Origin of the sequence: Streptomyces lydicus (genome assembly GCF_001729485.1) — a bacterium.
GTDB lineage: Bacteria > Actinomycetota > Actinomycetes > Streptomycetales > Streptomycetaceae > Streptomyces > Streptomyces lydicus_D.
The window spans coordinates 4,434,328-4,454,856 of record NZ_CP017157.1; the positions used below are offsets into that span (position 1 = coordinate 4,434,328).

The following is a 20,529-nucleotide window of genomic DNA, read 5'->3' on the forward strand; positions in this document are numbered from 1 at the left end:
TGATGGCCTTTTGGGCCGGTGTGGAGCTGTCCGGGCCAAGCCGGCCTTGCCTTCAGGAGATGTCGGGTCATCGGGAGTGGCCGCCGGTGTCGGTCCGCCGGCGGCCGGCTACGCCTCCGCGACGAGGAACTGCTCGGCCCGGGGCGGGCGCAGGCCGTCGTGACGATCGGCGAAGTACCGGGCGGCCAGGTCGTCAGGAGAGACGTGCACCGCCTTCGCGAACCCGGCCTCCAGTGCTGCTCGCCGCATCTCCTCAGGGGAGTAGAGGCTGATGAACGGGGTGCCCGAAGCTGCGGCGTTGCGCATCGAGAACTCCTGGACCTGTCGCTGGTCCGGGTCGTACATGTCGAGCGGCAGCAGGAACGTCGTGGCGAACACGGAGCCCGGTGCGAGCACGGCGGCCTGCCGCAGCGTCGCGGTGTTGGCCTCGGGGGTGAGGTACATGCTGACGCCGGTGGACGCGACGACCGTCGGCTTGCGCGGGTCGAACCCGGCGGCGGTCAGCCGCTCCCACCACGAGTCGCCGGCCTCGAAGTCGACGGGCACCAGGGTCAGCCAGGACGGGATGCCGTAGCCGAGTGCGGCCAGGCGCCGCCGCTTCCACGCCTGTGTGCCCGGCTGATCGACCTCGAAAACGGTGAGGCGGGAACCGACCTCGGGACGCCGCTGGGCGAAGGTGTCCAGGCCCGCGCCGAGGATGACGTACTGCGCCGCGCCGGCCTCGACGCGTTCGGCGACGAGGTCCTCGACGAAGCGGGCGCGGGCGACGATGGACGCACGGACACCGCTGATGCCCGGCATGGTCATGTCGCCGCGCTCCCGCCAGTTCCGCCCGGGGTCGGCGAGCTTCAGCCCGATCTCGTCGTGGAGCACGTGGGGCGGGGCGTCGGCCGCGACGTGCAGGGCGCGCCAGAGAGCGACGCGCACGGCGGTGTGGTCGGGTTCCCCGCTGCCGGCAGGGCGCTGCCCACCGGCCGCAGCGGCGTCGGGTTCGCGCAGGTCGGAGAGGCGTCCCCGGTCAGTCATACTGCTGCCCTTCGGGGCCGTCGTTGCCCTCGGGCAGGGGTGCCTCCAGAGCGACGATCCGCCCGTCGGGGTCGCGGACCAGTGCCTGGCGGACGCCCCAGTGCGTCGACGTGAACGGCTGGGCGAAATCCGGTGCGCGTTCGGGCGCGAAGGTCTCGGCGTCGGCCACCTTGAGCACGGGGATGGTGGTGAGTTCGCGCTCGTGCTGCTCGACGATGAACACGTAGGGCCCTCCGGCCGGATGGGACCAGTGACCCGAGCCGTGGTCGGTCTCCAGGACGCTCTCGAAGCCGAGCGACTTCCAGAACGCGGCGGTCGCACCGTAGTTGCGGGTCTCGACGAGGAATCCCTCGATGCCGTCAGTCGTCATGCGTGCTCTCCTCTGCTGCGGTGGCGACGCGCCGGAGGTACTCGGTCAGGGCCGTCTCGACTATCGCGGAGAGTGAGCGCTCGGCGTCGACGGCGTGATGCTTGACCTCGCGAATGAGGTCGACGGGCAGGTAGACGTTGAACTGCTTTACCGGTCTCTCGGCGGGCATATCTAGAATGCTAGCACTCTAGATATGCCCGCGCGTGATCGGCGTCACACCGCCGCGGGCATGCTCCGGCCGCGGCGGTGCGACCCACCGAACGCGTTCTAGAAAGCGGAGTTGGCGAACCAACGCAGGAGCAGATCCTGATCGCCTACGACCGCGACGACCTCGGCGTCGTGGCGCCGACGACCGTAGAGCAGCAGGAGGAGGTCGGCCGCGGTCGCCTCGACGGTCGCGTCCACCGTGACGTCCGCCGTACGGCCGGCCGGGGCGAGCCCGAAGCCGTCGGGGCGCAGGGTGACGAGCCAGTCGGCGTCCGCGTCAGTGGCGCGGAAGCGGAGGGTGTCGCCGGCCCCGCGCAGGTTGGCCACCTTGGGGGCGAAGAACGCGGCGAAGGGCAGGTTGACGAGGAACTCGTCGATGCCGTCGATCGCGAGCGCGCGGTCGATGACGGGCGGGAGCCCGAGGGCCAGCTCGGCGTCGACCCGGTGCACCAACGTCTCGAAGAGCATCCGGCGCGCCCAGAAGCGGGCGTGCTGGTCAGCACCCCAGGCCCACATCGGCAGGTTCGGGTCGGTGGCCGCGAACGCCTCGGCGGCCACGGCCGCGCTCTCCTCCAGCCAGCGGGGGTACGCGTCGGCGCTCGCCGGGAGCCGAAGCTCCACCTCACGGCTTTGCGGGGGACTTTGGATGCGCGCGTGCAGCAGCACCGAGAACCAGCGCTGCACACTTCCGGCGTGCTTGACCAGCTCGGCCAGCGTCCAGTCGGGGCAGGTGGGCACGGGGGTTGCCAGGTCGGCCCCGTTGAGGACGGCGGTGAACTTCGCGGTCTCGGCCGCCACGGCTGCGTGGTGGTCGACGGACTGCCGGTGGGTCATGGTCTCGTTCCTTCGGGCGGGTTGACCGACGGGCGGGCGGATCTCGGCGCACGCGGCCCCGACCGTCGACCGACGTGACGCCCCGGCGGCTACGGGAGCGGGGCGGCCCGCCCGCCACGAAGATCAATGTCTACTTAATTCATGCCTTACATCATTGACGTCCTTAAGCAATGCGGCGAAGGTAGACCTGAATGGTTCAGGTAGTCAAATATTCTCGCCGGGTCCCGCACGCCCCGACGCCGCAAGGCCAGCGGCGCGCTGCGCCCGGCCGCCCGCGCACCGGCCGTACCCGATCCCTGACTCCGGGTACGTGGCCGGGATCACAGATCGGCGCACACGGCGGACGGAATGCCGTGACCGCGGGGAGGGTTGGCACCTGACGCATTCGTTGTACGTACACATACCGACTGGTACCTCCGAGGAGCACCCCCGTGACCGTCACCGCGTCCTCCGCCTCCCGCGCGGCCGAAATCCTGTCCCGGCCCGTCACGCTGAACGGCCTGACCGTCCCGAACCGCATCGCGATGGCGCCGATGACGCGCATGTTCTCCCCCGGCGGCATCCCCGGCGAGGACGTCCGGTCGTACTACGCCCGGCGCGCCGCCGCGGGCGTGGGCCTGATCGTCACCGAGGGGACCTACGTCGGCCACGATTCGGCCGGGCAGAGTGACCGGGTGCCGCGGTTCCACGGGGAGGAGCAGCTGGCGGGCTGGGCCAAGGTCGCCGAGGACGTGCACGCGGCCGGCGGCACGATCGTCCCCCAGCTGTGGCACATCGGCATGGTCCGCAAGCAGGGCGAACCGCCGTTCGCCGACGCCCCCGCCGTCGGCCCCTCCGGCATACGCGTGGACGGTACCGAGGGCGCCGGCAAGGCGATGACCCAGGGCGACCTGGACGACGTCATCGGCGCCTTCGCCGAGGCCGCCGCGGCCGCGGAGCGCATCGGCTTCGACGGCGTGGAGCTGCACGGCGCCCACGGCTACCTGCTCGACCAGTTCCTGTGGGCGACCACGAACCGCCGCACCGACGCCTACGGCGGCGACCCGGTGGCCCGTGCGAAGTTCGCGGCCGAGATCGTCGCCGCGGTCCGCGACACCGTCTCGCCCGACTTCCCGGTGATCTTCCGCTACTCGCAGTGGAAGCAGGAAGCCTACGAGGCGCGGCTCGCCGAGACCCCGGAGCAGCTGGAGGCGATCCTGGCCCCGCTCGCCGCGGCCGGCGTCGACGCCTTCCACGCCTCCACCCGCCGCTACTGGCTCCCGGAGTTCGAGGGCTCGGACCTGAACCTGGCGGGCTGGACCAAGAAGCTCACCGGCAAGCCCGTCATCAGCGTCGGCTCGGTCGGCCTCGACGGCGACTTCCTCCGTGCCTTCGCGGGCGAGGGCGCCGCGGTCGGCAGCCTCGACAACCTCCTCGACCGCATGGAGCGCGACGAGTTCGACCTGGTCGCCGTCGGGCGCGCGCTGCTGCAGGACCCCGAGTGGGCGGCGAAGGTGCTCGGGAACCGGTTCGAGGAGCTCCAGCCGTACGATGCGGCGGCGCTGAAGACCCTGAGCTGAGTCCCTGGCCGCCGGTCCCGTTGACGCGCCCCGGCCGCCCCGAACGCACTGCGCGCGGGGCGGCCGGGGCGCGTGGCGGTTTCCGGCCGGCGGGAGTGCCGTCGGCCGCGCCGGTCAGTCGACCGGTTCCTGCGGCACGGGCTGGTCGCTGCGCACCCCAGGGGCTTTGGGGCGGCCGGTGCGGCCGGTGCCCGCCTGGTCGGTATCGGGGACGGTCTCGTCGGGGCCCTGGCCCTCGTGCTCCGACAGCTGGGGGCTCCACGGGTCAGGAACCGGGCTGGCGGCATCGGCCTGCTGACTGGGGAGGTCGTGGGGCACCGGGGTGGAGTCGTCGCTGGTCGTGTCACGCCGGGACATCTGTGGAACCGCTCCTCGTCGCGCGTCGGTCGGTGGTGGGTGTGTCGGTTGCGGATACGTCGGTCGATGGTTCGGCCGTGCTGGCCCGCTACCCGTGATCAGAGGCGCCATGCTCAACGGCCCATGAGGGAACAGTCGGAGCCTGGTCGTCGCCCCCACGGGCCGCAGGTGCACTCAGCACGGCGCTGCGCCCGGCCCGCGCGCCCCGCCGGTCACCCGCCGCCCCAAGGGCAACGACACGGGGGCGCCAACTCACGCACGCACAGGCGGGTTTCAGTGGAGGGGAGCTGGGAGATCCTCCTGGCCGACGTGATCGCCATGTGTGGCGTGTCGGTGAGGCGCGGAGGGAGCGTTCGTCCCGAGAGGACGGGGAAGGCAAAGAGGTATACACACTCCTTGCCACTCTCAACTTATAGCGCACCGGGGGGCTTGCGGCAAGGCCCCGGCCGTGGGGCACAATCACGGATCCACGCCAGAACCTGCGGAAATGGGGGATTCACGAAGTGCATGTGCTGTTGTCGGTTTATGGGTCGTGCGGTGATGTCGAGCCGGTGGTGGGAGACGCACTGCCGGTGCGGGCGCTCGGCACCGGGACGCGGGTGTGCGCACCGTCGGCCGTCCCGGCGGCGACCTCGGATCGGAGCTGATGACATGAATCCCCTGACCACCAGCGCATTCGACCTCCCCGACCGCCTCTCCCCCAAGGCCGACCCGACGCTCATCGCCGGCGACGAACAGCACCTCGCCGCCGTCGCGGAGAGCCTCGAACGGACGATTGCCGAGGTGTCCGACCGTCTCGACGCCGAGCGCAGGGCGCCCGGCGGCACGGGCCGGCAGGCGATGGAGCGGGACGCGGAGATACACCGGCTGACCGCTCGTCTGCGTGCGCTGCGCCGCTTCGGTCTGGACCTGTGCCTCGGACACATGGTCAGCGCGGACCACCCCGAGCCCGTCTACGTCGGACGACTCGGCCTCACGGACAGCTCAGGTCGCCGGCTGCTGGTCGACTGGCGCTCCCCCGCGGCCGAGCCGTTCTTCGGAGCCACCCACGCCAACCCGATGGGTCTGGCCAGCCGCCGCAGGTACCGCTGGACCCGCGGCCGGATCAGCGACTACTGGGACGAGGTGTTCACCCCGGACGGTTTTGCCGGGCACGCCGCGCTCGACGACCAGTCCGCCTTCATCGCCAGCCTGGGCGGCAACAGGTCGGAGCGCATGCGCGACGTGCTCGGCACCATCCAGGCCGACCAGGACGCCATCATCCGTGCGGGTTCCCGGGGCGCCCTGGTCGTCGACGGCGGTCCGGGTACGGGCAAGACCGTCGTCGCCCTGCACCGCTCCGCGTACCTCCTCTATTCCGACCCCCACCTGAATCAGCGTCGGGGCGGTGTGCTGTTCGTCGGTCCGCACCGGCCCTATCTGGCCTACGTGTCCGACGTCCTCCCCAGCCTCGGAGAGGAGGGCGTGCAGACCTGCATCCTGCGGGACCTCGTCGCCGAGGGGGCGGCGGCGACGGCGGAGACCGACACTGAGGTGGCCCGCCTGAAGTCGTCCGCGGACATGGTGCAGGCGATCGAGAAGGCCGTCTGGTTCTACGAAGAGCCGCCCGCCGAGGGGATGACGGTCACAACCGACTGGTCCGACATCTGGCTGAGTGCCGACGACTGGGCCGAAGCGTTCGACGCACCGGATCCGGGCACTCCGCACAACGAGGCGCGCGGGCAGATATGGGAAGAGCTGGTCGCGATCCTGACGGACAAGCTCGACGCCGACGTCTCCCCGCACCTCTTCCGACGGTCGCTGATGCAGGACGAGGAGCTGGTCACCACCTTCCACCGCGCGTGGCCGCTGCTCGAAGCGGCCGACCTCGTCGGGGACCTGTGGTCGGTGCCCGCGTATCTGCGGATGTGCGCTCCCTGGCTCAGCCGCGACGAGGTGCGCAAGCTGCAGCGCAAGGAGGCACCCCATGCCTGGACGGTGTCCGACCTGCCGCTCCTCGACGCGGCGCGGCAGCGGCTCGGTGACCCGGAGGCGGCGCGGCGCAAGCGCCGGAACGAGGCCATCCTCGCCGCGCAGCGCGAGCGCATGGCGCAGGTCGTCGACAACCTGATCGAGGCCGCGGCGAGCTCCGGCGCCGACGGTGACGACGGCGAAGGTCTGGTGACCATGCTGCGCGGTCAGGACGCCCAGGTCAGCCTGATCGACGAGTCCGAGCTGCCCACCGCCGAACCGGACCGGCTCGCCGGCCCGTTCGCGCACATCGTCGTGGACGAGGCCCAGGAACTGACCGACGCGGAGTGGCAGATGCTGTTGCTGCGGTGCCCGTCCCGGAGCTTCACCATCGTCGGGGACCGGGCTCAGGCCAGGCACGGCTTCACAGAGTCCTGGCAGGAACGGCTCCAGCGGATCGGGCTCGACCGGATCAACCTGGCGTCCCTTGGCATCAACTACCGGACGCCGGAGGAAGTCATGGCGGAAGCCGAGCCGGTCATCCGGGCCGCGCTCCCGGACGCCAATGTCCCGACCTCCGTCCGCAGCAGCGGCCTCCCCGTCGTGCACGGACCGGTGTCCGACCTGGAAGCGGTCCTCGACACCTGGCTCGCCGCCCACGCCGACGGCATCGCCTGCGTGATCGGCGACCCCACGTTCCGGGCGACGTCCCGCGTCCGGTCGCTGACCCCCGAGCTGGCGAAGGGCCTTGAGTTCGACCTGGTCGTCCTCATCGACCCGGAGGCGTTCGGCGAGGGTATCGAGGGCGCGGTGGACCGCTATGTCGCGATGACCCGGGCGACCCGGCAACTGGTCGTCCTCACCACACCGTGACGACGTCCTGACGTCGGCCGCGGGCGGATCAGCCGAGGAACAGCGGGAGTTTCGCGGCCAGGTCACCCAGTGCGGCCTGCTCCGCTTCGGTCGGGGCGCGCCGTCCGGTGCCGATCAGCAGCGCGTCCCGGTCGGAGAACGAAGGGGGAAACGCCGTGCCGGCGATCTTCTCCAGCAGTTCGCGCGCCCCGGCGAGCCCCTCGGCGGGCGGTTCCGCCGCCTCCGGGAGGTGCGCGATCAGGTCGAGGTGGTGCAGCGTCCATTCCAGGACGTACGCGGAAAGGTAGTCGCCCGTCGTGAGCACCTCGTCGCGGGTGCGCACACGGGTGGCGGGGTCGGCGAGTCGGGCGGCGCGGCCGGCGGCGGAGCCGACGTCGTCGAGGTGGAACTTGAGCAGCCACGGCTCCCCGTACGCGGCGGCCAGGCGGACGGTCAGCGCGTCGAGCGGGTCCTCGCCCGTGGGCGGCGTTGCGGCGACGTCCCAGTAGGTCGCCGCGTCCCGGGTCGGTTCCGTGTCGGCAGGGGTGACGAGGGTGATCAGGACGTCCTGAGCGTCGATGACCAGGTGGCACGCCAGGTCCCGCACGAGCCAGCCGGTGCAGCCGGAGGGACGCGCGAAGTCCTCGTCCGGGAGATCGGCGACCGCGGTGCGCAACGCCGCCCAGGAACGTGCGAAGAGATCCACGCCCGCAAGCTAACAGCGCCCGGTGCCCCTCGCGACCGATTTCGCCCGCCCGCGAACGCGGCACTCCCCCGGCGGGTTCGTCATGGCGTCGGGGCGCTCAAGGCCGGGAGGGGACCGCAGCCCGAACAGGGGGATACCGGTGCCGTCGCTGAACGCACGGCTGCGGCGCACGGTGAGGACTGCCACCGCGCCCAGGATCACGAAGGACTGGATCCTGCCGATGACCGGCACCGCGTCGACGGGGAGGGCCAGCGCCTCACCGGTGCTGAGGGCGGCATCGAGCAGCTGCGCACCGCCCCACAGCACGGTCAGCCCCCTCAGCGCGGACCGGAAGTCCGGGCGGTCACGCCAGGCACGCTCGGCCTCCTCCCGCGCGGCCGGCCCGCGCAGCCGGTGCCCGAAGTGGAACGGGAACGGCCGGGACGCACCCAACGAGCTCAGCATCCACAGGCCCAGGACCGCGGGGATGCCCGCGTCCTTCAGCAGCAGCACCCGGGGGCTGCCGCTCACCAGTGACGTGACCGCCGACGCCGCGAGCAGGACCACCATCAGGAGGTCGAAGGGGTCGACGCGTCGGCGTACCACCGCGGTCCCCAGCGCGTGCGCCGCCGGCAGGGCACCGCTCAGCAGCAACGCCTGCCACTGGACCATGCCCTGGGCCCGCAGCACGTAGTACAGGACGAGCGGCAGCAGGATGTTCACGGCCAGCGGTACGAGCAGCGCACGCCACCGCTGTGCGCCGTGCGCATCCACGGTATCGACGGTATTCACGAAGCCTCCAGCGGTCCGGTGGCCGGACGGTCCGGCACCGTGGCGACCTGCTTCGACGCTAGGAGCCGGGCGGGTGGACCGGCATCGGCCTCCGGGCCGGTCCCGGCACGCCGCGCTCCACCCCGTCTCCACCACCGGGTGGAGCGTGACACGGGCATCACGGGCCGGAGCGCAAAGGACTGACCGAGGGTCGCCGACGTGCGGCGGGCGCACGGATACTGCCGTGATGTTCTCGGACGACGACGCCGCGGCGCTCTATGACCTGCTGAACCCGTGGGACCCCGCGGTCTGGCCCGGCGACGGGTTCTACGAGCAGTTGGTGAGGGCGGCGGATGCGGTACTGGACGTCGGCTGCGGAACCGGCGCGATGCTGCACCGGGCACGCGAGCAGGGGCATCCCGGCCGGCTGGTGGGGCTGGACCCGGATCGGGCCGCTCTCCGCCGGGCGCGGCGCCGGACCGATGTCGAGTGGGTGGAGGGGACCGCGGCGACCGCGCAGTGGGACGCCGCATTCGACCTGGCGACGATGACCGGTCATGCCTTTCAGTGCCTGGTCACCGACGCCGAATTGCGCACCTCGCTGCGGGCGATCCGTGCGGCGCTGCGTCCCGGTGGACGCTTCGCGTTCGAGACGCGCCATCCGCGGGCGCGGGCCTGGGAGGACTGGCGTCCCTGGAACGCCACTGAGGTCACCGACGCCGCCGGTCGCCCCCTGCGCGTCTGGCACGAGGTTGCGGGCGTTGACGGCGATGTGGTCACTTTCCACAGCACGACGGCGGATCCGGACGGGACTCCCCTGCGTGTCGACCGCACCAGCCTGCGCTTCCTCGACGAGCCAACCCTCGACGCCTTCCTCACCGAGGCGGAATTCGAGGTCGAGGCCCGGTACGGCGATTGGGCGCGGGGCCCCGTCACCGACGGGAGCCGGGAGATCATCACGATTGCCTGCCGCAGGTAGTGCGGCGGCGTCGCTCTGCTGGGCAGGACGCCCTGCTCCTAGGGTGCGAAGTAGCGGTACATGACCGGCTCCAGGTAGTCGACCTGGGTCCCCCCGAGGGCGGTCACGTCGGCCTGCGAACAGATGAGGGCCATGCGGTCCAGCTCCGGATCGTTGCCCCGCGCTGTCCCGTCGGACAACAGAACCGTGAAGCGCTCACCCAGCAGCGACGCCGGACGGGCGGGAGCGAGGAACTGGACACCGATGGTTCCGTTCTCGGCGCGCGTGAGACACCACAGAGTCAGGTCCTCGGCCGGCAGCTCGACGCCGGTCTCCTCGGCCAGCTCGCGAGCGGCGTGGCGGCCCAGCGCGGCGACGTCCAACGGCTCGCCGGCCGGCGGCGGTTCGACGGATCCGCCGGGTAGTTGCCAGCGGCCGGGAGCGGCCGTCGAGGAGGACATCCGGCCGACCAGGACGCGCCCGTCGTCGGTCGGCTGCAGGACGCTGACGAAGAGCGACGGCAGGCACGCCGTGGCTCCGGGGACCCGGCGCAGGGCGTGGCGGCGGTAGGTCGTCCGCACCCACGTGACGACGAAACCGTGGTGTCCTTCCGGGGCCAGTCCCGCGCACGCCGCCACCGGCCCGTCGAAGAGGCTCGGGTTGGCGTGCACCGCCTCGTCCCAAGCCCGGTGCATGGCCCGCTGCTCCTCGGGCGGAACCGGTGGGGCCGCTGCTTCCACGAGTCGGAGTCGCCGAACTGCGAGGAGGCCGACGCCGGGGGCTCGCGGCGGTGGGTCCGTCATGCGCTCATGGTGGCAGGGCCGGGTCCGCGGGCGGGCGGTGTGTGGCGTTTCGGGCGGTGGGGAGCGGCAACACGCTTGTCATGTCCAGAAACGTGCGCAACGGCAGAAGCGAAGCAGCGAAGGTCATCGTCGTCATCGCGGACCTCACCGCGGTGATCCTCGGCCTCTGGATCTTGTTCGCCCTCCTCGACGCGAACCGCGCCAATGACCTGGTCAGCTGGGTGCGAGCCGCCGCGGGTTGGCTGGCCGGCTGGTCCCACGATCTCTTCACCATGGACACCGCCTGGGTGCGGACGGTGCTGAATTACGGGCTGCCGGCGGTGGTCTACCTGCTCATCGGGCACTTCCTCGCCGCCCGGATCCGCCGGGTCTGACGGCCCGCACCGGCGGAACGGCCCTCGGTCGGCCCGGGAAGCGACGTATTTCGGCCACTGGTGCGAAGTGCGTTGAGCCGGGCGTGCCGCGGCCCTCGGTGGGGGCCGCGGCGGTGGCGATCCGTCGACGTCGGCGGGCCCGCGTGGCGCCGATTCACGCCTGCGCTGCGGGCGTGGCGCGGGCCGTGGGGGCCCGGCCAGCCGTCACGATGGGCGGTGGCCTGGACGGCAGGCGTGCGGCCGGGCGCGAGTGGGCCGTCGCGGCGGCGGACGCGGCGTCCCGCGAGGTGGCGCCCGAGCCCCGGTGCGCCTCGCCCCTGCGACGTGGACGGGAGGAACGTCCGTTGGCACCCGTGCTCGCGGCGCTGTTCGGTCTGCTGACGGCCATCGGGAACGCCACCGGGACCGTGCTGCAGCGGATCGCCGCGCGGCGGGTGCCGGCAGGTGACGCCTTCAGTCCACGACTCGTACGGCATCTGCTGCGCAGTCCCGCGTGGCTCGGCGGGATCGCCGTGATCGTCGTGGCCGCGGTGTGCCAGGCGCTGGCGCTCGTCCTGGGGTCCCTGGCGCTGGTGCAGCCCATCCTGGTCACGGAGCTTCCGTTCACCCTGCTGATCGCCTCCGCGCTGTCCCGGCGCCGGCTTCCCACCGTCGGCTGGGTCGCGACCGCCCTGATCGCGTGCGGTCTCGGGCTCGGCCTGGCCGCGGCCGCCCCCACCGAGGGCCACAACCAGGTGACCCCCGCCGACTGGGCCCTCGCCCTGGTCGCCACCGGCGGGGCGATGGCGGCCTGTGTCCTCTCCGCCCTGACGCGTCGGCGGGGGATGGCGCGGGCGGCACTGTTCGGCACCGCTGCGGCGATCGGTTACGCGATGACCGCGGCCCTGATGAAGTCCGCGGCGGGAACGCTCGCCCAGCAGGGCGTGGGCGCGTTCCTGACCGACTGGCACACCTACGCCTGCGTGGCCGCCGGCGCGTGGTCGCTGTTTCTGCTGGCCAATGCCATGGAGTCCGGCCCGTTGGTGGCGTCCCAGCCGTCGCTCACGCTGGGCGAGGCGCTCGTCAGTCTGGCCCTGGGAATTCTGCTGTACGGGGACCGGGTACGGACCGGCTGGTGGCTCGTTCCCGCGGCCGTGGGTGCCGTACTCGTCACCTGGGGGGTGTTCCTCCTGCCGAGGGCCGAGGTGGACGAGGTGGAAAGTCACCGACCGGCGGGTCCGTGACCAGGGCGGACGACCGGCGAACAAGCGGGCGCGGGGCCCGGTTACCGCTCCCCCGCTCCCGTGAGCGCGACCGAGGTGGCCCGGGCGAACGCGTCCGGGTTGTCCAGCATGATGTTGTGGCCGCAATCGGGTATCGGCACCACGTGCACGCCGGCGTCGGCGAGTGCCTCGGCGCCGGGGAGCGGGCCGTCCGACTCGGGCAGCAGGTAGGTGCGGGGAATCGGCAGGCTCAGCAGGAGTTCGCGCAAGGTGGGGGTGGTGCCGCGGACGAGGTGCACCGCACTGCGGTGCAGCGCCTCGCGGCCGGCCAGCCGCATGGTGGACCACCAGTGTGCGCCGGCCCGGTCCCGTACGTCCTGCCAGCCGCCCGCCAGGAACTCCTGCTCGGAACACGCGGCGATGCCGGTGCTGCCCCCGGCACCGCGCCGGGGCTCGATCGGATCGAGGTTGGCGTCGACCAGCACGAGACGGGAGACCAGCTGGGGGTGGCGGGCGGCCAGCACGATGGCCACCGAGCCGCCCATGCTGTGGGCGACCAGTTCCGCGTCGGCAACGCCCGCGGACGTCAGGGCCGTGGCGAGGGCGTCCGCATGCGATTCCAGGGTGTAGTCGAAGTCCGTCGGCCGGTCACTGTGGCCGTGCCCGAGGAGGTCGATCAGCAGCGAACGACGGCCGGTCAGCAGCGGGTGGACGGCGACCTCCGCGAAGTGCGCGGGCGAGGTGGCTCCCAGGCCGTGGACGTAGACACGGGACGGTTCCTGTCCCGGCAGCTCCACCCATCGCATCCGGTCATCCGCGCTTGTCACTACGGCACTTCGCACTGCCTGCTCCCCTGTCCCATGGTCGTTTCTCCCCTGTCCACTGTCCCCTGCCCCCGTCGCTCTTCGGTGCTCCCGCACCGGGCGGGTCGGTCAGAGCCCGAAGGGTGCCGCGTAGCGGACGGTGCCCGGCGGCAGCGGGTGGTTCTCGTCCAGGGTCAGCGCCATCAGCGCTTCGTCCGGAACGTCGATGGTCACGCCGATGCCGTGGGCCGAGGCGCGGGTGAAGCCGAAGCGCGGGTAGTACGCCGGATGCCCGAGGACAACGACGTGGTGCTCGCCCCGCTCCTCGGCCGCGGCGAGCACGGCGCGGACCACCGCCGAGCCGGCGCCGCTGCGCTGGTACTCCGGCCGCACGGCGACCGGCGCCAGGCACAGGGCCGGCGTGTCGTCGACGTGACAGCGGGTCAGGAGTGCGTGGGCGAGGAGCTGGTCGTCCGCGTCGGTGGCGACGAGGGACAGGCCGTCGATCCAGGCGGGGTCGGCGCGCAGGGCGTCGACGAGGTCGGCCTCCAGCGGCGTCTCGAACGCGGCAAGGTTGATGTCGCGGATGGCGGGGAGGTCGGCGCCGGTCTCGGCGCGGGTGAACCAGTCGTTGCGTGCGGGCATGACGGGAACGGATCCGTTTCCTGTGAGGTGCGTACGCGTACGGGCGTCGCCTCGCGAGCGGTCGTAGCGCTCCCGGCGAGGCGGGGAGATCGGAGTCAGGCCGTCACCCGGGACGCCAGGGCGGCGGTCCGGGCGCTGCGCGGTGCGGTGGCCCTGAGCGCGGTCATCAGCCCCACCTCCCCTTCTTCCTCATCATCGCCATGGATCGGCGGATCGAACGCTCTCGCGAACCGGCACAAGCTAGCACGCACACCCGGCAGGTCTCTGCTGGTTTTCCCGCTGCCGCGCCCCCGGGCGTCCTTGCCGCCGGCGGGCGGCACCACGTTCCCCGCGGACCGGGGTGCCGGTCCGCCGGCCGGGAACCGCGCCGGCCGGGCGCGCGTGATCACGGAGTATGGTCCGGAAAATCGAAGTGGGGCGCACGGTCGCCCATCTTGGCGCGGTGTGGTGCGTCGGCTGCGCTCTGACCGCGCTCCAGTTCCAGGCCGTGGTGCTCGGCCTCTTCTCGGGCCCGGCGGCGCTCGCCGCCGTCCTCCTCGTCGGACCGCCGCTCGCGGTGAGCCTCTTCGCCGGCCTCGGGACCTCCGCCCGCGCGTTCGTGCCGCTCACCCGCCGGGCGCGCGGACTGTGGGGATGGGCGGTCACCGTGTACGCGTCGGGCACGGCCGGTGCCTTCTGCTTCGTCGCCGCGAGTCCGCACGACCACGGTTTGGACAACAGCCTTCTGCTCTACCCGTACGGCGGCGTCTGCTCCGCGCTTGCCGCCGCCTTCTTCCTCCCGGGGGCGCGGACCCGGCTGACCACCACCGGCGTGACGGTCGTGCTCGCGGTCGTGAGCTGCTACGCCGCCTGGAGTGCCGCCCAGCCGCCCACCCTCCAGGAATGGCTCAGCGCCAACGGGGTGGACCGCGCCTTGCTGCGCGTCGGTGATCCGCCCGCCGGCTACACGCTGCGGGTGGGCGGAGCCAGCGAAGACGGTTTCGGCGCGGGCTACGAACGGCCCGGTGCGCCGGAGCTGCGCCTCTCCGTGGAGCGCGCGGGCCACGACACCCGGCGTACCGACGCGCGCGGCTGCCCCGTCCCGTTCGGCGAGACGATTCGCTGTACGGACGACGGGGCGGGCCGCCAACTCGTGTCGTACGAGGGTGGCTACGCCCGGCAGGAACTGCGCCTGCGCCGCGCCGGACTGGTCCACACCGTGACCTTGCGGGGAAGCGGTGCCGGGCTGCCAGCGGCCCGGCACATCCTGTCGACGCTCCGGCCCGCGACGGACGCGGAACTCGCCGCGCTCGTCGCGCTGCCGATGCGGCGATGAACCGGTCCGTGAGCCCTTTAGCTTCCCGGGTGTCCCCCGGAACGCCGGCCGGCGGGAGCCGCCCGGACACTCCCCGCTACGTCAGAGCCGGCGCCAGGAGGGCGGCGGTTTCGGCGATCACGGCGTCGTCCATCTCGGCGTCGGGCTCGGGCCGGGTGGACAGCACGGCCATCACGATCGGTCCTCGGCCGGGGGGCCAGACGATGCCCACGTCGTTCGTCGTCCCGTAGCGACCGGTGCCGGTCTTGTCGCCGACGGTCCAGCCCTCGGGGAGGCCGGCCCGCAGCCGCTTGCCGCCGGTGGTGTTGGCGACCAGCCACCCGGTCAGTCGTGTGCGGTCCGCCGTGTCCCGGGCGTTCCCGAGGGCGAGTCGGGCGTAGGTCCGGCCGATCGCGCGGGGCGTGGTGGTGTCCGTGACGCGCCACGGCTCGGCCGAGTTCAGCTCCGGCTCGCAGCGGTCGAGCCGGGTCACGGTGTCGCCGAGGGACCGGCAGAAGCGCGTGACGGCCGCCGGGCCGCCGAGCTCCGTCAGCAGCAGGTTCATCGCGGTGTTGTCGCTGTACGACACGGCCGCGCCGCACAGGTCCGCGACGCTCATGCCGTGGGCGAGGTTCTGCGGGAGACCGGTGACGGGCGCGGCCCCGGCCCGGTCGATGTCCTGCTGCGTGTAGTGGATGACCTTGGAGAGGAACGTGCCGTCGTGGTCGAGGTCCCGCAGCACTGCGCCGATGGCCATCGCCTTGGAGGTGGAGCACATGGGGAAGCGCTCGTTCGCCCGGTGGAGCACCGTGCGGCCGGTTACCGTGTTCCACCCGAAGACGCCGAGACGCGTGCCGTGCCGCCGTTCCAGGTCTCGCAGCTTGCGCACCACCCGGCTCCCCGGCGCGGACGCGTGCGCGGCGGACGGCACCGCGACCGCGGTCAGTACCGCCGCACCACCCGGCGAGACGCGTCCCTGCTCGACCTCACAGCCTCGTCCCTGCTTGATGTCACGCTTTCCGCCTTCCTGTGGTGCTGCCGTACTGCCCGTTTACGACGTCACAGGAAGCACTCCGGTTGCGCCCGCGGCGGGATCGGCCCGGGTGGGCGGCGGCCGGCCGGCACGTGGAAACCGGGCCGCCGCGGATGTTGTATGATCATGATGCAACTTCGGTGAACGCCTCGCGGCTCAACCGGAGTCACGCGTCCGTGGTCCAAGTCAAGACGTCCGCCAGCCGGCGGGAAATGCAGGTGCAAGACCTGCCGGGCGCTCCACACAAGGGTCCCTGCCTCTCCCGAGGCAGGGACCCTTCGTCGTGCGTGTCCTCCGGCCGGTGCTCGGTCAGTCCGCGTTCCGGGCGCCGTCTGCGCAGTGGACGTCCCGCTGCGGGCGCTTGCCGGTGGTGAGGAACGTGGTGACCGTACGGTCAGCACACGCGTTGCCGTTGCCCAGATAGACGCCGTGCCCACCGTGGCCGACCGTGACGAGGCGGGCCCGGTCACCGAGGGCCTGCCGCATCTTCAGGGCGCCGGCGTACGGCGTGGAGGGGTCACGGAGGTTCTGCACCATCAGGACGGTGGACGGTCCGTCGGCGGTGATCCGGGTGGGCTTGTCGGCGGGGGCGTCCTTCCAGAAGGTGCAGGGCGCGACGTTCACCGGCATTCCGGCCGTGAGCGGATGGCGGGCCCGGTCGAGGGCCACCGCGCGCCGGTACGGTGGGATCGCGGTCGGCCAGCGCACGTCGTTGCAGATCACCGCCGTGATGACCGCCGCGTCGGCCTGCGGCAACGGCTGGGCGAGGGCCGCGGGGAGGGCAGGGCGGCCGTCCGGTTGCCGGGCCGCCTGGACGAGTTGCGCGAGCTGCGGGAAGGAGTCGTCGCTGTAGAGGTCCATTTGAAGGGCCTGGCGCAGCCGGTTGCCGGTCAGCGGGACGCCCGGGGTGGTGGATTCCTTGGGCTTCCGATCCAGTTCGGCCGCCAGGCGGAGGAACAACGGCCGTACGTCCTCGGGCCGTTCGGCCAGCCGCAGCCCCTTGGCCCGCGCCGGGTCCGCGGCCCAGGCCGCGAAGTCGGGGAACCGGTCGTCCGCGCCCCTCGCCATGTTCGCCAGCCAACCCCTTTCCACGCGCCCCGGGTCGGGGTCCCCGCTGCTGTCCAGCACCCAGCGATCGGTGCGCGTGGGGTACTTCTGGGCATAGACGGCGCCCACATAGGTGCCGTACGAGGTGCCCACCGCCGACAGCCGTTCCTCGCCCAACGCCTGCCGGAGGCGGTCGATGTCACGCACCTCGTTCGCCGTCGACATGCTCCTGAGCACGGGGCCGCCGTGGCGGTGGCACGCCTCGGCGATCCGGCGGGACCGGGCGACGTTCTCCGTGATTCCGCCGTCCGCGTCCGGCCAGGAGCGCAGCCCGACCACGTACCGGTCGTCCGCGCGGAGGCGGCAGTTCGCCGTCGTGCTGCCACCGACGCCCCGCGGGTCGAAGCTCACGATGTCGTACGCCCCCGCCAGCTGTCCGCGCAGCGCGGTGCCCTTCCGCTGGAGGGCGTCCAGTCCGGATCCGCCCGGCCCGCCGGGGATCAGCAGGAGCGCGCCCCGGCGTGCCGCGGGCTTTTCGCTGCGCAGCCGGGAGACGGCGAGGGAGAGGTGCCGGCCGTGCGGGGCGCGGTAGTCGAGCGGTACGGACAACTCGGCGCACTCCTGCCCGGCGGGGCCACCCGGCTTCTCGCAGGAGCGCCAGGTGAGGCCGGAGGACGGTGTGGCAGCGGTGGCTGCGGTGGCTGCGGCGGGGAACGTCGGTATGGCCAGAGAGCCGGCCAGGACCGTTGCGGAGAGGGCGAGCACCCAGGTCCTTCGGGGACAAGTCGTCATGGGGAAAGGATTGTTGAGCGGGGTGGCCCACGCCCACCCGGCAGGCACGAGGGTCGGGGGTGGGGCTGTCCCCCGGTTCGCCGGCCGCACCGCCCGCGTCGGCACGGTGCGTCGGCGCGATGCGCAAGGACGTGGCACAACAACCGTCTCTCAGCTGCTTCAAACCACCTCCGCGTCGGGATTCCACCCTGAAAGAGTGAAACCTTCGCCAATTCCCTCACTATGTGGCCGTATCTGCCGATGGGAGGTACGTACAGGAAGCGGCAGTGAGCCGCTTGGATCGATCGGGAGTTTGTTATGTCACGAATCACGCGGGTGACCGCTATGGCCGCCATCGCGGCAAGCACTGCCCTGGCGGGCAGTTCGACCGCGGTCGCAGACGCCGGCGCGGCCGGCGGAGCGGCCGGTTCACCGGGAGTGGTGTCGGGCAATGTGATTCAGGTCCCGATCCACATTCCGCTCAACGTGTGCGGCAACACCGTGAATGTCGTGGGCCTGCTGAACCCGGCCTTCGGCAACACCTGCATCAACGGCCACATCGAGCGCCGAGTGGTCGTCCGTCACCACGTCGTCAAGCACGTCCACATCAAGCACCACCACGCCAAGCCCATCAAGAAGAAGGTCCACCACAAGAAGAAGCACCACAAGCCGGCCGGTGGCGTGCACACCGGCGGCGGCGGCATGGCGTAAGACGGGAACCGTCCCGGGGGGTCGCCGGCAACCACGGCGCCTCCCGGGGCACCTGCTGAACCACTCGCACCACCGAGGCCCGGGGCCGGGCCGTTCGTACCATCAGCCCTTCCACCTTCACCGGAGGAGGCGGCCCGGCCCCGGGCTTTCGCACGCGCGGGTTCCGCGCGGCCCGTCGGGCCGGGGGCGCGAACCGGCCTACCGATGAAGGACGTTCACGGACCACTGTGACGCGCATCACATAGGCGGGTGTCATACGAGGACGGCTTCCCGCGCGTGTGGAGGGTGCAAGGCAAGCGACACCTGCAAGGCAGTCGACAACACGGGGAGCTGAGAAAGATGCGCAACCGAATCGCAGCCGGTCTTCTGGCGGCCGTGGCGCTCGTGGGGACCGTGGGCCTGGGAACCACCCAGGCCACCGCCGCCCCCGCCCGGGCACCGCACCAGGTCGCCGACCAGGACAACGCCGCCGACGCGCCTCCCGGTTGGGTGCTCCGCGGCAAGTACTGGACCCACGGCGGTTGCGTGGAGGCGGGGCAGGACGGGGTGCAGCGGCACCACTGGGAGGAATTCCAGTGCGCCAACGGCGCCCTTCAGTGGGTCCTGTGGACCAACCGCTGATCCACACGCTCGATCCGGGCCCCGAAACCGGATCGTGCAACGGGGGATGACCACGGGCGGGCCCGGAGCAGCAGCTCCGGGCCCGTCCCGTTTCCGTCGCGGCCGAGCCCTAGCGCAGGCTCATGCCGTTGCTGCCGATGATCACGTCGTAGGTGCCCTTGAGGCCGCCTTCGCCCACGTAGCAGCGGTATCCGCTGGGCCTGTCGACGGGGACGAGGCGCACGGTGGGAATCTCGTCGCAGCGCAGGGAGTCGCGCGTCTTCCCGCCGAGGGTGCCGTACTGCTTCCACGCCCGGGCCTGTACGCCTTCCCTGGTGATCACACCGCCCTTGGTGGGCGTGGCGGTGTACTGCACCAGGAAGGAGCCGCCCTTCGTCGCCACGCGGAAGGGCACCTGGACGCCCAGGTACGACACCGTGCAGGTGAAGGTCTGCGGCTGGTCGCCGACCTCGGCGGTGTCGCAGGTGCTGCTGGTCGGCCGGGCGATCATGCCGCCCATCGCCAGAACCCGGTTCTCCAGGTCGTACTTGATCTTCTCCAGCACCGGCGCCTTGTCGCTGGGTTCGCGATGCGGGGGCGCGGTCTTCTGCTGCGCCGCGGGCTTGGGGTTGGGCACCGGTGTGCCCTTGGTCAGCGGCGGATCGTCCTGCCCGCAGGCACTGGCCGCGAAGACCACCAGCGCCACCGTCGCTGCCGTACGTATCCAGTTCTTGGGACTCACTGTCTTCTCCCCGTTCTTGCCACTGACGCAACGGTTGATCATAGGTTCCACCTGGGGAGGGGGCCGGACCGGGCAGTGTCTCGTCGACAGCGGCGTGAACCCGGAAGGCTACCCACGGGGCCACCGGCCGACCCCACCGCGCGGGCGCGCGCGGCGGCGCCCGGGTCGCCGACAACCGCATGGGCGAAGGGGACTTGTGCCCGTGGCATGGTCCACGAACGCCGTGGCCTCGATGCCCCGCGCCCCCTCCAGCAGCCTCGGAACACCACGAACGCGCTGTTCACCACCGGTGCTTCCGGAGGGGCGACGGCGCGGTTCCGGTCGTCAGTACGGGCGCTCACGCCTTCCCGTGAAGGCGGGCACATGAGGGCGCGGTGCCGCCGGGGATCGGCAAATCCTTCTCCGTGACCGGGCGCGCTCGCGCCCCTGACGGAAGGACACGGCTATGCGACGCACCATCGCCGGCATCTGCGCCGCCCTCGGGGCCCTGGGTCTCGGAGGGGCCGCTCCGGCTTCGGCCGCCCCGGTTCCCGTGACCGCGCTCCACTGCGACGGCGACACCTTCACGTGCACGGCCGGCCTCCGCTTCGGTGACGGCAACTGGAAGGCCGGCTGGAGCGCGAACGTCTACCACCAGGCGGCCCGGTCCGCGTACCGCGCTCCCGTGCCGGCGACGAGCCTGTCCTGTGACGGCGACACCGGACAGTGCGTGGCCGGCCTGCGGTTCGGCGACGGGAGGTGGCTTGCCAGCTGGCCCGCCACCGTCTTCCACCCGGCACTCCGGTCCGCCGACGGGGCGCGGCTCGCTGCTCCCGTACCGGCGAACAGCCTGAACTGCGACGGCGACACCGGCAGGTGTGCGGTCAACCTGCAGTTCGGCGACGGCAACTGGAAGGCCGACTGGCCGGTGACCGTCTACCACCAGGGCTGAGCCC

General features: G+C 72.1%; 21 protein-coding genes and 1 pseudogene. 9 read left to right on the plus strand and 13 right to left on the minus strand.

All coding sequences use genetic code 11. The annotated features are described in order from the left end of the window. Positions 1-108: 108 nt before the first annotated feature. The 4 genes from SL103_RS19215 to SL103_RS19230 all read right to left on the minus strand — a co-directional run bounded on the left by SL103_RS19215 (position 109) and on the right by SL103_RS19230 (position 2,437). Positions 109-1,026, minus strand: coding sequence for a class I SAM-dependent methyltransferase (locus SL103_RS19215; protein WP_079145851.1), 918 nt, complete (start codon positions 1,024-1,026; stop codon positions 109-111). Beyond that, positions 1,019-1,396, minus strand: a complete 378-nt coding sequence (locus SL103_RS19220; RefSeq protein WP_069570210.1) for a glyoxalase/bleomycin resistance/dioxygenase family protein — start codon at positions 1,394-1,396, stop codon at positions 1,019-1,021. Before SL103_RS19220 ends, SL103_RS19215 begins: the two co-directional genes overlap by 8 nt. After that, positions 1,386-1,565: a ribbon-helix-helix domain-containing protein gene (locus tag SL103_RS19225; protein WP_069570211.1), complete on the minus strand. Its 180-nt coding sequence runs from the start codon at positions 1,563-1,565 to the stop codon at positions 1,386-1,388. The genes SL103_RS19220 and SL103_RS19225 overlap by 11 nt, the downstream gene beginning before the upstream one ends. Before the next feature lie 98 nt (positions 1,566-1,663). Beyond that, positions 1,664-2,437: a maleylpyruvate isomerase family mycothiol-dependent enzyme gene (locus tag SL103_RS19230; RefSeq protein WP_069570212.1), complete on the minus strand. Its 774-nt coding sequence runs from the start codon at positions 2,435-2,437 to the stop codon at positions 1,664-1,666. 431 nt (positions 2,438-2,868) lie between these two features. On the opposite strand from SL103_RS19230, the gene SL103_RS19235 reads away from it, so the two are divergent. Beyond that, positions 2,869-3,996, plus strand: coding sequence for an NADH:flavin oxidoreductase (locus tag SL103_RS19235; RefSeq protein ID WP_069570213.1), 1,128 nt, complete (start codon positions 2,869-2,871; stop codon positions 3,994-3,996). A gap of 114 nt (positions 3,997-4,110) precedes the next feature. On the opposite strand, the gene SL103_RS19240 is transcribed toward SL103_RS19235, so the two are convergent. After that, positions 4,111-4,353, minus strand: a complete 243-nt coding sequence (locus tag SL103_RS19240; protein WP_069570214.1) for a hypothetical protein — start codon at positions 4,351-4,353, stop codon at positions 4,111-4,113. 651 nt (positions 4,354-5,004) lie between these two features. Here SL103_RS19240 and helR point away from each other — a divergent pair. Then, positions 5,005-7,176, plus strand: coding sequence for an RNA polymerase recycling motor ATPase HelR (gene helR, locus SL103_RS19245; RefSeq protein ID WP_069570215.1), 2,172 nt, complete (start codon positions 5,005-5,007; stop codon positions 7,174-7,176). Between the two features lie 28 nt (positions 7,177-7,204). Here the strand turns inward: helR and SL103_RS19250 are convergent, their stop codons facing one another. Both SL103_RS19250 and SL103_RS19255 read right to left on the minus strand, forming a co-directional pair. Continuing rightward, complete coding sequence (locus SL103_RS19250) at positions 7,205-7,861, minus strand: maleylpyruvate isomerase N-terminal domain-containing protein (RefSeq protein ID WP_069570216.1); 657 nt, start codon at positions 7,859-7,861, stop codon at positions 7,205-7,207. Positions 7,862-7,870: 9 nt separating this feature from the next. Next, positions 7,871-8,632, minus strand: coding sequence for a VC0807 family protein (locus tag SL103_RS19255; protein ID WP_208869912.1), 762 nt, complete (start codon positions 8,630-8,632; stop codon positions 7,871-7,873). A 226-nt stretch (positions 8,633-8,858) separates the two neighbouring features. On the opposite strand from SL103_RS19255, the gene SL103_RS19260 reads away from it, so the two are divergent. Then, on the plus strand, positions 8,859-9,590 hold the full coding sequence (locus tag SL103_RS19260; RefSeq protein ID WP_069570217.1) for a class I SAM-dependent methyltransferase: 732 nt from the start codon (positions 8,859-8,861) through the stop codon (positions 9,588-9,590). A 38-nt stretch (positions 9,591-9,628) separates the two neighbouring features. Here SL103_RS19260 and SL103_RS19265 read toward each other — a convergent pair whose 3' ends face one another. Continuing rightward, a complete protein-coding gene (locus SL103_RS19265) occupies positions 9,629-10,264 on the minus strand; it encodes an NUDIX hydrolase (protein ID WP_432215361.1) in 636 nt (211 codons plus the stop codon). Positions 10,265-10,452: 188 nt separating this feature from the next. On the opposite strand from SL103_RS19265, the gene SL103_RS19270 reads away from it, so the two are divergent. Continuing rightward, positions 10,453-10,746, plus strand: a complete 294-nt coding sequence (locus SL103_RS19270; RefSeq protein ID WP_069570219.1) for a hypothetical protein — start codon at positions 10,453-10,455, stop codon at positions 10,744-10,746. 353 nt (positions 10,747-11,099) lie between these two features. After that, positions 11,100-11,969, plus strand: a complete 870-nt coding sequence (locus tag SL103_RS19275) for a DMT family transporter (RefSeq protein ID WP_244304179.1) — start codon at positions 11,100-11,102, stop codon at positions 11,967-11,969. Positions 11,970-12,010: 41 nt separating this feature from the next. Here SL103_RS19275 and SL103_RS19280 read toward each other — a convergent pair whose 3' ends face one another. Then, positions 12,011-12,790: an alpha/beta fold hydrolase gene (locus SL103_RS19280; RefSeq protein WP_069570221.1), complete on the minus strand. Its 780-nt coding sequence runs from the start codon at positions 12,788-12,790 to the stop codon at positions 12,011-12,013. Positions 12,791-12,880: 90 nt separating this feature from the next. Further along, positions 12,881-13,396, minus strand: a complete 516-nt coding sequence (locus tag SL103_RS19285; RefSeq protein ID WP_069570222.1) for a GNAT family N-acetyltransferase — start codon at positions 13,394-13,396, stop codon at positions 12,881-12,883. 412 nt (positions 13,397-13,808) lie between these two features. On the opposite strand from SL103_RS19285, the gene SL103_RS19290 reads away from it, so the two are divergent. Next, a complete protein-coding gene (locus tag SL103_RS19290) occupies positions 13,809-14,711 on the plus strand; it encodes a hypothetical protein (protein ID WP_069570223.1) in 903 nt (300 codons plus the stop codon). A 76-nt stretch (positions 14,712-14,787) separates the two neighbouring features. Here the strand turns inward: SL103_RS19290 and bla are convergent, their stop codons facing one another. Together bla and SL103_RS19300 are read right to left on the minus strand one after the other, a co-directional pair. Further along, positions 14,788-15,699, minus strand: coding sequence for a class A beta-lactamase (gene bla / locus SL103_RS19295; RefSeq protein WP_079145852.1), 912 nt, complete (start codon positions 15,697-15,699; stop codon positions 14,788-14,790). Between the two features lie 333 nt (positions 15,700-16,032). After that, a complete protein-coding gene (locus tag SL103_RS19300) occupies positions 16,033-17,562 on the minus strand; it encodes an alpha/beta hydrolase (protein WP_069570225.1) in 1,530 nt (509 codons plus the stop codon). A gap of 297 nt (positions 17,563-17,859) precedes the next feature. On the opposite strand from SL103_RS19300, the pseudogene SL103_RS39275 reads away from it, so the two are divergent. Further along, a pseudogene (locus SL103_RS39275) lies at positions 17,860-18,093 on the plus strand (chaplin); the annotation flags it as partial. A gap of 498 nt (positions 18,094-18,591) precedes the next feature. Next, positions 18,592-18,873 (plus strand): hypothetical protein, encoded by a 282-nt coding sequence (locus tag SL103_RS19310; protein ID WP_069570226.1) that lies wholly within the window; start codon positions 18,592-18,594, stop codon positions 18,871-18,873. Positions 18,874-18,982: 109 nt separating this feature from the next. On the opposite strand, the gene SL103_RS19315 is transcribed toward SL103_RS19310, so the two are convergent. Next, positions 18,983-19,636, minus strand: coding sequence for a hypothetical protein (locus SL103_RS19315; protein ID WP_164492860.1), 654 nt, complete (start codon positions 19,634-19,636; stop codon positions 18,983-18,985). 403 nt (positions 19,637-20,039) lie between these two features. On the opposite strand from SL103_RS19315, the gene SL103_RS19320 reads away from it, so the two are divergent. Then, positions 20,040-20,525: a hypothetical protein gene (locus tag SL103_RS19320; protein ID WP_069570228.1), complete on the plus strand. Its 486-nt coding sequence runs from the start codon at positions 20,040-20,042 to the stop codon at positions 20,523-20,525. Positions 20,526-20,529: the final 4 nt, after the last annotated feature.

Coding starts and splice junctions, on each gene's coding strand:
- SL103_RS19215 (WP_079145851.1), bottom strand. CDS start 1,026: ATGACTGACCGGGGACGCCTCTCCGACCTGCGCGAACCCGACGCCGCT.
- SL103_RS19220 (WP_069570210.1), bottom strand. CDS start 1,396: ATGACGACTGACGGCATCGAGGGATTCCTCGTCGAGACCCGCAACTAC.
- SL103_RS19225 (WP_069570211.1), bottom strand. CDS start 1,565: ATGCCCGCCGAGAGACCGGTAAAGCAGTTCAACGTCTACCTGCCCGTC.
- SL103_RS19230 (WP_069570212.1), bottom strand. CDS start 2,437: ATGACCCACCGGCAGTCCGTCGACCACCACGCAGCCGTGGCGGCCGAG.
- SL103_RS19240 (WP_069570214.1), bottom strand. CDS start 4,353: ATGTCCCGGCGTGACACGACCAGCGACGACTCCACCCCGGTGCCCCAC.
- helR (WP_069570215.1), top strand. CDS start 5,005: ATGAATCCCCTGACCACCAGCGCATTCGACCTCCCCGACCGCCTCTCC.
- SL103_RS19260 (WP_069570217.1), top strand. CDS start 8,859: ATGTTCTCGGACGACGACGCCGCGGCGCTCTATGACCTGCTGAACCCG.
- SL103_RS19265 (WP_432215361.1), bottom strand. CDS start 10,264: ATGCACCGGGCTTGGGACGAGGCGGTGCACGCCAACCCGAGCCTCTTC.
- SL103_RS19270 (WP_069570219.1), top strand. CDS start 10,453: ATGTCCAGAAACGTGCGCAACGGCAGAAGCGAAGCAGCGAAGGTCATC.
- SL103_RS19285 (WP_069570222.1), bottom strand. CDS start 13,396: ATGCCCGCACGCAACGACTGGTTCACCCGCGCCGAGACCGGCGCCGAC.
- SL103_RS19300 (WP_069570225.1), bottom strand. CDS start 17,562: ATGACGACTTGTCCCCGAAGGACCTGGGTGCTCGCCCTCTCCGCAACG.
- SL103_RS19310 (WP_069570226.1), top strand. CDS start 18,592: ATGCGCAACCGAATCGCAGCCGGTCTTCTGGCGGCCGTGGCGCTCGTG.
- SL103_RS19315 (WP_164492860.1), bottom strand. CDS start 19,636: ATGATCAACCGTTGCGTCAGTGGCAAGAACGGGGAGAAGACAGTGAGT.
- SL103_RS19320 (WP_069570228.1), top strand. CDS start 20,040: ATGCGACGCACCATCGCCGGCATCTGCGCCGCCCTCGGGGCCCTGGGT.